Source organism: Xanthomonas sp. 4461 (assembly GCF_024806475.1).
GTDB lineage: Bacteria > Pseudomonadota > Gammaproteobacteria > Xanthomonadales > Xanthomonadaceae > Xanthomonas > Xanthomonas arboricola_F.
On record NZ_JANTYV010000006.1, the window covers coordinates 21,028 to 33,966 of the forward strand.

The window sequence follows — 12,939 nt, forward strand, 5'->3', positions numbered from 1 at the left end:
ACACAAGTGGGGGGCGGATGAACAGGGGCAACACATCGCGGTGGTTGATCGTTCCATTCATGCTGGGAGCGCTGTTGCTGGCGTCCTGCAAGCAGGCCGAGGAGCCCAAGGTCGCTGAAAAAAAGGCACCCGTAAAAGTGATCCTGATCGAAGCGCAAATCCCCCCCAAGCCGGTCAAACCGCCATTGCCGCCCTTGTTTTCGGACATCGAGCGACGCACCTTCCAGTTCTTCTGGGACACCACCAACGAACTCAACGGACTGGCGCCGGATCGTTTTCCATCGCGTCCGTTCGCCAGCATTGCCTCGGTGGGGTTTGCGCTGACCGCGTATCCGATCGGCATCGAAAACGGCTGGGTCAGCCGCAATCAGGCGATCGATCGCACCCTGACCACACTGAAATTCTTCCGCGATGCGCCCATGGGGCCGCAGCGGACCGGTAGGGCCGGCTACAAGGGCTTCTACTATCACTTTCTGGATATGCAGCAGGGCAACCGCTACGACAGCTGGGTCGAGCTGTCGAGCGTGGACACCGCGCTGCTGATGATGGGCGTGTTGTTCACCCAGTCGTATTACGACGGCGACGACCCGCGCGAAAAAGAAATCCGCCAGATCGCCGACACGCTGTACAAGCGCGTGGACTGGCGCTGGCTGCAGCAACGCGCACCACTGATCTCGATGGGCTGGTTCCCCGAGAGCGGCTTCATCGACCACGACTGGATGGGATACAACGAAGCGATGATGCTGTACATCCTCGCGCTGGGCTCGCCTACCCATGGCGTGGATCCGGAGGCGTGGACCAGCTGGACGCGGACCTACAACAACGACTGGGGCGTCTACCAGGGGCAGGAGTACCTGTCCTTCGGCCCGCTGTTTGGCCACCAGTACAGCCATGTCTGGATCGACTTCCGCGATATCCAGGACCAGTACATGCGCGAACGCGGCATCGACTATTTCCTCAACAGCCGCCGCGCCACCCTGGCCCAGCGCGACTACGCCATCGACAACCCGATGAAGTGGAAGGACTACGGCGAGAACGTCTGGGGCCTGACCGCTGGCGACGGCCCGCAGAACACCAGCCAGGAATATCGTGGCGAGCAGCGCCAGTTCCGCCACTACTCCTCGCGCGGCGCCGGCCTGCGCGAGAACTTCGACGACGGCACCATCGTGCCATCGGCGGCGATCTCATCGATCGTATTCGCCCCGGAAGTAGTGATCCCCGCCACCGAAGAGATGCATAAGCGCTACGGCGACTTCCTGTATTCCAGCTACGGCTTCCTGGATTCGTTCAACCCCAGCTTCAACTACGACATCCCGCTCAAGACCGGGCGCATGGTGCCGGACCGCGGCTGGGTGGCCAGCGACTACATCGCCATCGACCAGGGCCCGATCCTGGCGATGATCGCCAACTACCAGAACGAATTCGTCTGGACGGTGATGAAGAAGAACCCCTACATCCGCGCCGGTCTGGAACGCGCCGGCTTCACCGGCGGCTGGCTCACCCCCGAGGGCGAGCCGCAGCCGTTGCCGCAAAAGGACGAGCAGAAGGCCGCCGCACGCTCGCTGGGCATGGCCGAATCGCGTGCCGCCGCCGCCCAGGCCCAGCAAGACCCCTCGCAACGCCAAAAACCCGAGTAATCCGTGCGCCTTTTGAAACTGTTGATGTTGGCCGCCGCCCTGTGTGCAGGTGCGGCGGGATGTGACCGCTCCGATCCCGCCAAGACCACCGTGCGCTTCTGGGCCATGGGCAAGGAGGCCGAAGTGGTTGCCGAACTGGTGGCCGACTTCGAGAAGCAGAACCCGGACATCCAGGTCGATGTGCAGAACATCCCGATGACGGCGGCGCACGAGAAACTGCTGACCGCCTTCGCCGCCGATGGCTTGCCGGACGTGTGCCAACTCGGCAACACCTGGCTGCCGGAGTTCGCCCTGCTGGATACGCTGGAGCCGATGCAGCCGTACGTGGCGCGCTCCAGCATCGTCGACCCGCAGGATTACTTCCCCGGCGTATGGGACACCAATCTGGTCGACGGCACCTTGTACGGCGTGCCGTGGTATGTGGACACGCGGCTGCTGTTCTATCGCAAGGATCTGCTGCGCGAAGCCGGCTACGACGAGATGCCCAAGACCTGGGCCGAGATGGAACAGGTGATGGCAGCGATCAAGCGCAAGGTCGGCCCGGACCGCTACGCCATCCTGATGCCGCTCAACGAGTTCGAGCAGCAGCTGTCGTTCGCGCTGCAGCAGGACGACCGCCTGCTGCGCGACCACGACAATTACGGCAACTTCCGCGGCGAAGGCTTCCGCAAGGCGCTGGGCTTCTACGACACCATGTACCAGAACGGATGGGCGCCGAAGGTGTCCGAGACCCAGGTCTCCAACGTCTGGTACGAATTCTTCAACGGTTACTACGCGTTCTACTTGTCCGGCCCGTGGAACGTGCGCGAGTTCAAGCTGCGCCAGCCGCCGGGCATGGAAGGCAAGTGGGGCACCGCGCCGCTGCCGGGTCCCAACGGCCTGGGCGCGGGCATTGCCGGCGGCTCCAGCCTGGTGATCTTCAAGTCGTCCCAGCACAAGGACGCCAGCTGGAAGCTGATCGAATACCTGTCGCAGCCGCAGGTGCAGGCGCGCTTCCACGCCATCATCGGCGACCTGCCGCCGCGTCGCAGCACCTGGAAGTTGCCCTCGCTGGCCAACGACGAACTGGCGCATGCCTTCGGCGACCAGCTGGAGCGGGTCAAGGCCACGCCCAAGGTGCTGGAGTGGGAGCGCATCGTGCAGGAAATGCGCCTGGTGACCGAGCGCGTGGTGCGCGGCGGTCAATCGCACGAGGCCGCCGTGCAGGAACTGGACAAACGCGTGGACGAGATTCTGGCCAAACGCCGCTGGATCTTCGAACAGGAGGGCGGGCATGTCGGCCCCGCTGGTGAATCCACTGCACCTGCTGGTGGGGCAGACGCACCACCAGCCGCGACGCCGGCCACAACGCCAGCCGCAGCAGCGGACAAGGAGGCGGCACGATGATGAAGCGCAATTCCGTCGCCGGCTGGGTATTCGCCGCCCCGTCGATCCTGGTGCTGGGCATGTTCTTCGGCGTGCCGGTGTTCGCCGCGCTGGTGCTCAGCGTCACCGACTTCGACCTGTACGCATTGGCCGACAGCAGCCACCTGCGCTTCGTCGGCCTGGGCAATTACATCGATCTGCTGCAGACGCCGCTGTTCTGGAAGTCGTTGTGGAACACCACCTACTTCGTGTTGCTGGGCGTGCCGATGTCGATCGGCGTGTCGCTCGGAGCGGCCTTGCTGCTCAACGCCAAGGCCTCGCGCTTCAAGGCGCTGTTCCGCACCGCCTTGTTCGCGCCGGTGGTGACCACGCTGGTGGCGGTGGCGGTGATCTGGCGCTACCTGTTCCATATCAAATATGGCCTGGTGAACTTCGGCCTGAGCCATCTGGGCATCGCCCCCATCGACTGGCTGGGCGATCCGCGCTGGGCGATGCCGACCATCATGCTGTTCGCGGTGTGGAAGAACTTCGGCTACAACATGGTGATCTTCCTGGCCGGGCTGCAGGCGATTCCGCAGGATCTGTATGAGGCCGCGCGCATCGATGGCGCCTCACGCTGGAAGCAATTCCTGCATATCACCCTGCCGATGCTCGGCCCGGTGCTGATGGTGGTCGGGGTGATCACCATCTCCGGCTATTTCCAGCTGTTTGCCGAGCCCTACGTGATGACCCGCGGCGACCCGCTGCAGAGCACCGTCAGCGTGCTGTATTTCATGTTCGAGGAAGGCTTCAAATGGTGGAACCTCGGCCGCGCGTCGGCGGTGGCGTTCCTGTTGTTCCTGATCATCCTGGCGGTGACCACCGTGATGCTGCGCTTCGGCCGCAAGAAGGACCTGATATGAGTCGTGATGTCGGCGAATCGCGCTGGAACGGCGTGCTGATCAACGGCGGCTTGCTGGTGCTGGCCTTGATCAGCCTGGCGCCGCTGCTATGGATGCTGTCGGTGTCGTTCATGCCCACTGGCGAGGCCAGCCGGTTTCCGCCGCCGATGCTGCCGTCGGCGTTCACCACCGCCAACTACCACGAGCTGTTTGCGCGCACCGGCATGGCGCGCAACTTCGCCAACAGCCTGCTGGTGTCCGGGCTGATCACGTTGGGCTCGCTGCTGATCAACACCATGGCCGGCTATGCCTTCGCCAAGCTGCAGTTCGTCGGCCGCGAGCGCATCTTCAAGATCCTGATGGCCGCGTTGGTGATTCCCGCGCAAGTGGCGATGCTGCCGCTGTTCCTGCTGATGAAGCAGCTGCACCTGGTCAACAACATCGGCGGGGTGGTGGTGCCGGCACTGGCCACCGTGTTCGGCATCTTCCTGGTGCGCCAGTACGCGCGCAGCATTCCCGACGAGTTGATCGAGGCCGCCCGCATCGACGGCGCCAGCGAGATGCGGATCTTCTTCCAGATCGTGCTGCCGATGCTCAAGCCGGTGCTGGTCACCCTGACCATCTTCACCTTCATGGGCTCGTGGAACGATTTCATGTGGCCGCTGATCGTGTTGACCGACCAGGAGCAATACACCTTGCCCGTGGCGCTGGCGGCGTTGTCGCGCGAGCACATCATGGACGTGGAATTGATGATGGCCGGCGCGGTGGTGACGGTGATTCCGGTGCTGCTATTGTTCCTGGCGCTGCAGCGTTACTACATCCAAGGTCTTCTGCTGGGGAGTGTGAAGGGGTGAAACCAGTGTTCCTGCGACTGTGTGCCATGGCCGCTTTCGTCACGTCTGCGGGCGCGGCGCAGGCGCAGGAGCGCGTGCTCGACGGCTTCAACGACATCGGCGCCTGGCGTCTGGTGGTATCCAACCAGGTCAGCGGCTCGCTGCGCCCGGTGGCAACGCCCTCCGGTGGGCATGCGCTGTGCCTGGATTACAACTTCAACGGCGTGTCCGGCTACGTCGGCATCCGCCGCACACTGCCGCTCGACTACCCCGAGAACTATCGCATCGGGTTTTCGCTGCGTGGCGAATCGCCGTCCAACGATCTGCAGCTCAAGCTGATCGATGCCAGCGGCGACAACGTGTGGTGGGTCAACCGGCCGGGCTTCAATTTCCCGAAGAACTGGACCACCTTCAACTACCGCAAGCGCAACATCGAAAAGGCCTGGGGACCGGGTGCGGACAAGCAGCTGCGCAGCAGCGCCGATGTCGAGTTCACCATCTACAACAAGGTCGGCGGCAAGGGCACGGTGTGCTTCGATCGCCTGACGCTCACCCCATTGCCGCCGGAAGACACCTCGCCGCTCAAGGCCGAGGCGATCACCGACACGGCGCCGGCGTTGGAACAACGCCTGGCCGATGGCAAGCCCGACACCTTCTGGCTCAGCGGCGCGGTGAAGCAACAGACTGTCACGCTGGATCTGGGCAAGGTGCGCGAATTCGGAGGCGCGGTGGTGCAGTGGGTGCCCGGCCTGCAGGCCTCGCAGTACGCAGTGCGTGCATCGGCCGATGGCCGCAGCTGGCGCGATCTGCGCACCGTCACCGCCGGCGCCGGTGGTACCGACTGGCTGGCATTGCCGGACACCGAAGCGCGCTACCTGCGTTTCGACCTGAAGGACGGCCCGAACTGGCGCTACGGCATCAAAGAGGTCCAGCTGCAGCCGCTGGCATTTGCGGCAACGCCCAACGACTTCATCAAATCGCTGGCCGGCCAGTTGCCGCGCGGCAGTTATCCACGGGGGTTTTCCGGCGAGCAGCCGTACTGGACCATCCTGGGTCTGGATGGCGGCACCGAGCAGGGCCTGATCGGCGAGGACGGCGCGGTGGAAGTGGGCAAGGGCGGCTTCAGCATCGAACCGTTCGTGGTCACCGGCGGCAAAGTATTGCACTGGTCCGACGTCAGCAGCGAGCAAAGCCTGCAGGACGATTACCTGCCGATCCCCAGCGTCGACTGGCATCACGACCTGATGAACCTGCGCGTCACCGCGTTCGTGCAGGGCACCCCGGATCAGGCGCAACTGGTCGCCCGCTATCAGCTGCACAACACCGGCAAGCAGGCGCGCGACTTCACCCTGGCGTTGGCAGTGCGGCCGTTCCAGGTCAACCCGCCGGCGCAGTTCCTCAATACCCTGGGTGGCGTCAGCCGGATCGAACAACTGGCGGTGGACGGCGCGCAGGTCAGCGTCAACGGCAAGCCGCGCGTGTTCGCCGTGCAGCGGCCGGATGCCGGCTTTGCCAGCGCCTTCGACAGCGGTCTGGATGTCAGCCATCTCACCGCTGCCACGCCGCCCACCGTCACCCAGGTCAAGGACGAAACCGGCCTGGCGTCGGGCGTGCTGCTGTATCGCTGGACGCTGGAACCCGGCCAGAAACGTGAAGTGGCCGTGGTGATTCCGCAGACCGGTGCTGCGCAACTTCCGGCCGGCTTCGATGCCGAGCAGGCGCAGCAGCAGGTGGCCCAGCAATGGCGTGGCAAGCTCGATCGCGTGCGCATCAGCGTGCCGGCCGAGGGCAAGCCGGTGGTCGATACGCTGCGTACCGCGCTGGCGCACATGCTGATCTCGCGCATCGGTCCGCGTCTGCAGCCGGGCACACGCTCGTACTCGCGCAGCTGGATCCGCGATGGCGCAATGATCTCCGAAGGCCTGCTGCGGCTCGGCCGCGAAGATGTGGTGCGCGACTACGTCGACTGGTTTGCGCCGTATCAGTTTGCCGACGGCATGGTGCCGTGCTGCGTGGACGACCGCGGCAGCGACCCGGTGCCGGAAAACGACAGCCATGGCGAGCTGATCTACAACATCGCCGAGTACTATCGCTACACCGGCGACAGGCCGTTCCTGGAGAAGATGTGGCCGCATGTCGCCGGTGCCTTCGACTACATGGAAAAGCTGCGCGCCAGCGAGCGCACCGAAGACAACTTCATGCGCAACCCGGCCTTCTACGGAATGATGCCGGTGTCGATCAGCCATGAGGGCTATTCGGCCAAGCCAGTGCATTCGTACTGGGACAACTTCTGGGCACTGCGAGGTTACAAGGACGCCACCCTGCTGGCCGGCGCCCTCGACAGGCCGGAGGACGTCACCCGTTTCAGCGCTGCCCGCGACGAATTCAGCGGCGACCTGATCGCCTCGCTGGGTGCGGCGGTGCGTGAGCACAAGCTCGATTTCCTGCCCGGTTCGGCCGAGCTCGGCGATTTCGATGCGACCTCGACCACCATCGCGCTGACGCCGGGCGGCGAGCAGCAGCGCCTGCCGCAGGACCTGCTGGCCAACACCTTCGAACGCTATTGGAAAGAGTTCTCCGACCGTCGCGACGGCAAGCGCGAGTGGAAGGACTACACCCCGTACGAGTGGCGCAACGTCGCCGCGTTCGTGCGGCTGGGCTGGCGCGAGCGCGCCTGGGACGCGACCGCATTCTTCTTCAAGGATCGCGCACCGCAGCCCTGGAATCAGTGGGCCGAGGTGGTCTCTCGCACGCCGCGCACGCCGTTCTTCGTCGGCGACCTGCCGCATGCCTGGGTGGCATCGGATTTCGTCCGTTCGGTATTGGACATGTTCGCGTACATGCGCGAGTCGGATCAGAGCATCGTGATCGCCGCCGGCACGCCGACGCGCTGGTTCGAAGGCAAGGGCATCGGCATTGCCGAATTGCGCACCCCGTACGGCCGCCTCAACTACACCTTGCAGCGCACCGAAAAGCAGCTGTCGCTGCAGTTGCAACCCGGCCTGCTGATGCCGCCAGGTGGCGTGGTGTTTGTCTGGCCGTATCAGGGCGAACCCGGCAAGGCCAGCGTCAACGGCGAAACCGTGGATTGGCAAAATGGCGAGCTGCGGATCCAGCAGATGCCGGCCACCGTGCAGATCGATGTGCCCGGCGCGGTGCGGCGGGCCGAGCGCGCCACGCAATGACGCCTGCGCCTTGGCCGGGACGGGCAGGACCGCAACGGCGCTGCGCCAGGCTGGGTGCCGTCGTCCTCGCACTGGCGGTGTGCTGCGCACACGCGCAGGCAGGCCAGCGGCGTCAAGCTGGGCCATCGACCGCTGCCGTGCAGTCAAGGCAGGGCGGCGCTACGGCTACCGGCGACCGGGCAGGGCAGGCAGTTTCAGTCCCGTCTGCGCGCGGACTGACCCTGGTCACGCTCAACCTGCATCACGATCGCGAAGACTGGCCCGCGCGCCGCGCCTACATCGCCAAGGAACTCAAGCAACTGGCGCCGGATGTCATCGCCTTGCAGGAGGTCATCGAGCGGCGCGGCAGCGTGGAAAACCAGGCTGCCTGGCTGGCGCGCAAGCTGGGGTACGAGGTGATCTTCGCCTCGGTCGATCCTGCCGGCGCCCCCAAGCGCTACGGCAATGCGTTACTGAGCCGGCGCAAGGTGCTGGCGCGGCATCAGCGCCTGCTGCAACCGCTGGACGACTACCGGGTTGCCGCGCACCTGCAGGTAGATGTCGACGGCCAGCCGGTCAATGTCTACGTCACCCATCTCAACGAACGCGCCGATGCGCGCGGCACCGCAACGCGCACGCGCCAGGTCGGGGACCTGCTCGACTTCATTGCTGCCACCAGCGCGCAGGCGCCGGTGGTGATCGCCGGGGATTTCAATACTGCCGCCGACGCGCTGGATCTGGAGGCGCTACGCAAGGGCTATGGCGACAGCTATGGCAGCGTGCACCGCAACAGCGATGCCTCGGTCAGCACCTTGAATCTGCATGTCTTCGACACGCCGGCGCGGATCGACCACGTCTTCTTCCAGCAGAACCGCCTGCTCGCCCGCGAGGCCCGCATCCTGTTCGACACGCCTTACGCCGAGGGCCGCTGGGCATCGGATCACTACGGTGTGTGGGTACGCTTGCAGCTGGCGCCCGATCAGCCAGCTGCCCCGTAACGCTATCGTCGTAGGAGCGCACCCGGGCGCGACTCGCATTATCGATAACGCCCGTCGCGCCCAGGTGCGCTCCTACGTTGCGTCAATGGACCACAGGGTTTTCAATCACCCATGCAGGCGATTGAAGATCTGCACGCCGGCCAGCCACACCCCGGCCATGCTGCCGAAGTTGGTCAGCAGAAACGTCAGCACCACCCGCGACACGCGATTGCGATACCAGCCGCGCAGGGTCTGCGCATCGTCGCGCAGCGACAGGAAATCCCCATAAGCCGGCTTGCGCATATGCACTTCGACCAACGCCGCGAAGGCACCGGTCGGTACGCTCAGCCGGAACGGCTTGAACGGTGCCACCAGTGCTGCGGTCAGGATGCTCAGCGGGTGGCTGCCGGCCAGCAGGCAGCCCAGCGCGGCCAGGCCGCCGGTGTACATCGCCCACTGCAGCAACAGGTCGGTGCCCATGCTCAGGCCGCCGCGCCAGAAGCCGATGCCGATGCCGGTGATGATCACCGCCAGGATGCCCAGCGTGATCCAGGGAACGCGCTTGCGCTGCTGCACGTATTCCAGCGACTCGCGCAGCGGGCCGGGCGCATCGGTGTCCTGTTCCAGATGCCGCGCAAGCCCGGCCAGATGTCCGGCGCCGACGACCGCCAGCACTTCGTGCTGACCGGCACCGGCTTCCTCGCGCAGGCGCGTGGCCATGTAGCGATCGCGCTCGGCAATCACCGTCTCGTACAGCTCCGGGCTCTCGCTGGCGAAGTCGCCGAAGCTTGCCTCCAGCATGTCGCCCTGCTTGAGCTTCTCGATTTCCTCTTCGCCCACTTCGTCGGCCGCAAACAGGCCGCCGAGCAGGCCGCCAGCCAGTTTCATCTTGCCGAAGAATCCCAACCGCCCGGACGCACGCTTGAAGGTCAGCCCGACTTCGCGATCGATCAGGTGCACCGGCAGCCCCTGCGCACGCGCCAGATTCACCGCTTCCTTCAATTCCGCGCCAGGCTCGATGCCGAGCTGTTTGGCCAGCCGGCGCTGATAGGCGGCCAATGCCAGGTTGGCGGCAAACAAGGCCACGCGCCCCTTGCGGATCACCTGCACCAGATCCAGCCGGGCCAGTGCGTCCGGGTCGCTGAGCGCCTGCAGCCGTTGCGCGTCCAGTTCCACCGCTACCGCATCGTAGCGGCCGCTGCCGATCGCCCGCTGCACCGCGGCGACGCTCGCCAGCGAGACGTGGGCAGTCCCCAGCAAGGTGTAGCGCACGCCGTCGCGTTCGACGATGCGGTGCGGCTGGCCGGACAGTGCATCGTCCAGAAGGTGGGGAGTCTGCTCGGTCATGGGGTCATTCATCAGAAGGGGGGACGGTGTCGCCTGGGCCGAGCGCGCGTTGCATCTGCACGCCGTCCAGCCAGCGACCCTGTTTGCGGCCGATACCGGTGAACACTCCGACCGTGCGAAATCCAAAACGTTCATGCAGCCGCAGCGATGCCTGGTTACCGGCATCGCCGATCACCGCAATCATTTGCCGATCGCCACGCTGCTCGCAGCGTGCGATCAGCTCGCCCAGCAGCGCCTTGCCGATCCCGCGGCCCTGCATGTCGGCAGCGAGATAGATCGAATTCTCCACCGTCCAGCGATAGCCCGCACGTGCGCGATAGGCGCTGGCGTAGGCGTAGCCGACAACGGCGCCATCATGTTCTGCCACCAGATACGGGTAACCGGCATCCACGATCGCGCGCATGCGCGCATGCATTTCCGCGCTCGACGGCGCGCTGTATTCGTAGGTATTGAACCCGGCGATCTGCTCCGCATAGATCGCAGTGATCGCCGGGATGTCCGCATCGCGGACTGCACGCAGCTCGACGGGCATGCGATCAGTCGATGTAACGCTTGAGCAGGTCGCCATACGCGTCGATGCGACGGTCGCGCAGGAACGGCCAGATGCGCCGCACATGTTCGCTGCGCTGCAGGTCGACATCGCAGATCAGCACGGTCGGGTCCTGGCCGGCTTCGGCGATGAACTCACCTTGCGGTCCCAGCACATGGCTGTTGCCCCAGAACTGGATGCCGGACGCGCCCAGCGGCGAGGGCTCATGGCCGACGCGGTTGCACGACAGCACCGGCACGCCATTGGCCACTGCATGCCCGCGATGGCTCAGGATCCACGCATCGCGCTGACGCTCCTGCTCGGGCTGCTGGTCGTCCGGATCCCAGCCGATCGCGGTGGGGTAGAGCAGTAGTTCCGCACCGGCCAGCGCCATCAGGCGCGCGGCCTCCGGATACCACTGGTCCCAGCACACCAGCACGCCCAGGCGGCCCACCGAGGTGTCGATCGGCGTGAAGCCCAGATCGCCCGGCGTGAAGTAGAACTTCTCGTAGAAGCCCGGGTCGTCGGGGATGTGCATCTTGCGATACTTGCCGAGCAGGCGGCCGTCGGTTTCGAACACCACTGCGGTGTTGTGATACAGGCCGGCGGCACGGCGCTCGAATAACGAGGCAACCAGCACCACGCCGTGCTGTCTGGCCAGCGCACTCAGGCGCTCGGTGCTCGGGCCGGGGATTGGCTCGGCCAGATCGAATTCGTCCACCGACTCGTGCTGACAGAAATACGCGCCGTTATGCAGCTCCTGCAGCAGCACCAGCTTGGCGCCCTGTGCGGCGGCTTCGGCCACGCGCGATTCGATGATGGCCAGGTTGGCCTCGGCGTCGCCGTGGTTGCGCTCCTGAATCAGCGCGACAGAAAGAACGTGACCGGACATGGCATCTCATCCTGCAAAGGTGCGCACTAAGGTAGCGCGCCATGGCATAACACCGGCCTGCCGGCCGGAACAAGAAACGACGCAGCGTGTGCAGCCGCGTCGAACGCAACGCCTAGGCGGCGAGCAGGCCGGCCGGCAGCTGCATGGTCAGACAATGCAGGCTGCCGTTCTGCCAGATCAGCGCACGGCACGGCACCGGCACGATTTCGTGCTGCGGAAACGCTTCGGCCAGCACTGCCTGCGCGGTCGCATCGGCCTTGTCGCCATACGCCGGCATCAGCACCGCGCCATTGACGATCAGGAAGTTGGCATACGACGCGGCCAGGCGACGGCCCTGATCCAGGATCGGCTCGGCCCACGGCAGCACGAACAGGCGGTACGGCTGCCCGTCGGCGGTGCGCAGCGCTGCCAGCTCGTTGCCCATCGCCTGCAGTTCGGCGTAGTGCGAATCGCCCGGAACATCGCAGCCCTGGTAGACGATCGCATCCGGGCCGGCAAAGCGCGCCAGCGTGTCGATATGCGCGTCGGTATCGTCGCCCTCGAGGTAGCCGTGGTCCAGCCACAGCACGCGATCCTGCGACAGCCATGCAGCAAGATCGCTGCTCAGCGACTCACGGGTACGCTGCGGGTGACGCTCGTGCAGGCAGGTCCAGGTAGTGAGCAGGGTGCCGGCGCCGTCGGTCTCGATCGCACCACCTTCCAGCGCAAAATCCACCGTCTGTACCGGGGCGGGCACGAAGACCTGTGCCGCTTCCAGCGAGCTCACCAATTGGTCGTCCAGGCCGGCCTCGAACTTGCCGCCCCAGCCGGTGAAGCGGAAATCCATCAGGCGGAAGCCGCCATCCTGGCGCAGCGTGATCGGGCCGGAATCGCGCAGCCAGGTGTCGTTGTAGGCGGCGATCACAAACCGCACGCGCGTCATGTCCACCCGCGCCGAACGCAGCCGCGCTTCGGCATAGATCTGCAGATCGTCATCGGCCACGCAGATGACCACCGGTTCGAAGCGGGAGATCGCGGTAACCAGCGCGATGTAGGTCTCTTCCACATCTGCCAGGCGCTCGGCCCAATCGGTACCGGCATGCGGCCACGCAAGCAGCACGGCGGATTGGGGTTCCCACTCGGCGGGAAAGCGAAGACGGTCGGTCATGCCAGGCGATACTCATCTTGGTGTCCGGGCAGCGGCCCGGACGTTCATCGATACCCCGCACCCGAGTGCAGGCTCTTGCGATCCTGGCGCAGGTTGCCGCGCCAGGCATTGATGCAGATTCGCAGCAACGCATGTCCGAGTGCTGACGGACCAGCGACGTTGTGATG

10 protein-coding genes are annotated in these 12,939 nt (G+C 65.3%); 6 read left to right on the plus strand and 4 right to left on the minus strand.

The features are described 5' to 3' along the window. Positions 1 to 17 precede the first annotated feature (17 nt). Genes FHY19_RS18775 through FHY19_RS18800 form a run of 6 tightly spaced genes read left to right on the plus strand, consistent with a single transcriptional unit; the run spans position 18 to position 8,878 of the window. Positions 18 to 1,637 (plus strand): glucoamylase family protein, encoded by a 1,620-nt coding sequence (locus tag FHY19_RS18775; protein ID WP_259148744.1) that lies wholly within the window; start codon positions 18 to 20, stop codon positions 1,635 to 1,637. Positions 1,638 to 1,640: 3 nt separating this feature from the next. Next, positions 1,641 to 3,023, plus strand: coding sequence for a sugar ABC transporter substrate-binding protein (locus FHY19_RS18780; protein WP_259167772.1), 1,383 nt, complete (start codon positions 1,641 to 1,643; stop codon positions 3,021 to 3,023). Further along, positions 3,020 to 3,904 (plus strand): sugar ABC transporter permease, encoded by an 885-nt coding sequence (locus FHY19_RS18785; RefSeq protein ID WP_011258869.1) that lies wholly within the window; start codon positions 3,020 to 3,022, stop codon positions 3,902 to 3,904. The genes FHY19_RS18780 and FHY19_RS18785 overlap by 4 nt, the downstream gene beginning before the upstream one ends. Next, a complete protein-coding gene (locus FHY19_RS18790) occupies positions 3,901 to 4,737 on the plus strand; it encodes a carbohydrate ABC transporter permease (protein WP_259167774.1) in 837 nt (278 codons plus the stop codon). The genes FHY19_RS18785 and FHY19_RS18790 overlap by 4 nt, the downstream gene beginning before the upstream one ends. 26 nt (positions 4,738 to 4,763) lie before the next feature. Further along, complete coding sequence (locus FHY19_RS18795; RefSeq protein ID WP_259167775.1) at positions 4,764 to 7,901, plus strand: discoidin domain-containing protein; 3,138 nt, start codon at positions 4,764 to 4,766, stop codon at positions 7,899 to 7,901. A gap of 50 nt (positions 7,902 to 7,951) precedes the next feature. After that, positions 7,952 to 8,878 carry an endonuclease/exonuclease/phosphatase family protein gene (locus FHY19_RS18800; RefSeq protein WP_259168140.1) on the plus strand — a complete coding sequence of 309 codons (927 nt, stop codon included), beginning with the start codon at positions 7,952 to 7,954 and terminating at the stop codon, positions 8,876 to 8,878. Between the two features lie 105 nt (positions 8,879 to 8,983). On the opposite strand, the gene FHY19_RS18805 is transcribed toward FHY19_RS18800, so the two are convergent. From FHY19_RS18805 to FHY19_RS18820, 4 genes are all read right to left on the minus strand, one after another. Beyond that, complete coding sequence (locus FHY19_RS18805) at positions 8,984 to 10,204, minus strand: TraB/GumN family protein (RefSeq protein WP_259148754.1); 1,221 nt, start codon at positions 10,202 to 10,204, stop codon at positions 8,984 to 8,986. A gap of 4 nt (positions 10,205 to 10,208) precedes the next feature. Further along, a complete protein-coding gene (locus FHY19_RS18810; RefSeq protein WP_259148756.1) occupies positions 10,209 to 10,736 on the minus strand; it encodes a GNAT family N-acetyltransferase in 528 nt (175 codons plus the stop codon). 4 nt (positions 10,737 to 10,740) lie between these two features. Further along, on the minus strand, positions 10,741 to 11,625 hold the full coding sequence (locus FHY19_RS18815; protein WP_259167777.1) for a carbon-nitrogen hydrolase: 885 nt from the start codon (positions 11,623 to 11,625) through the stop codon (positions 10,741 to 10,743). 112 nt (positions 11,626 to 11,737) lie between these two features. Then, positions 11,738 to 12,772 carry an agmatine deiminase family protein gene (locus FHY19_RS18820; RefSeq protein WP_259167779.1) on the minus strand — a complete coding sequence of 345 codons (1,035 nt, stop codon included), beginning with the start codon at positions 12,770 to 12,772 and terminating at the stop codon, positions 11,738 to 11,740. Between the last annotated feature and the right edge of the window lie 167 nt (positions 12,773 to 12,939).

Coding starts and splice junctions, on each gene's coding strand:
- FHY19_RS18775 (WP_259148744.1), top strand. CDS start 18: ATGAACAGGGGCAACACATCGCGGTGGTTGATCGTTCCATTCATGCTG.
- FHY19_RS18785 (WP_011258869.1), top strand. CDS start 3,020: ATGATGAAGCGCAATTCCGTCGCCGGCTGGGTATTCGCCGCCCCGTCG.
- FHY19_RS18790 (WP_259167774.1), top strand. CDS start 3,901: ATGAGTCGTGATGTCGGCGAATCGCGCTGGAACGGCGTGCTGATCAAC.
- FHY19_RS18795 (WP_259167775.1), top strand. CDS start 4,764: ATGGCCGCTTTCGTCACGTCTGCGGGCGCGGCGCAGGCGCAGGAGCGC.
- FHY19_RS18805 (WP_259148754.1), bottom strand. CDS start 10,204: ATGACCGAGCAGACTCCCCACCTTCTGGACGATGCACTGTCCGGCCAG.
- FHY19_RS18810 (WP_259148756.1), bottom strand. CDS start 10,736: ATGCCCGTCGAGCTGCGTGCAGTCCGCGATGCGGACATCCCGGCGATC.
- FHY19_RS18815 (WP_259167777.1), bottom strand. CDS start 11,625: ATGTCCGGTCACGTTCTTTCTGTCGCGCTGATTCAGGAGCGCAACCAC.
- FHY19_RS18820 (WP_259167779.1), bottom strand. CDS start 12,772: ATGACCGACCGTCTTCGCTTTCCCGCCGAGTGGGAACCCCAATCCGCC.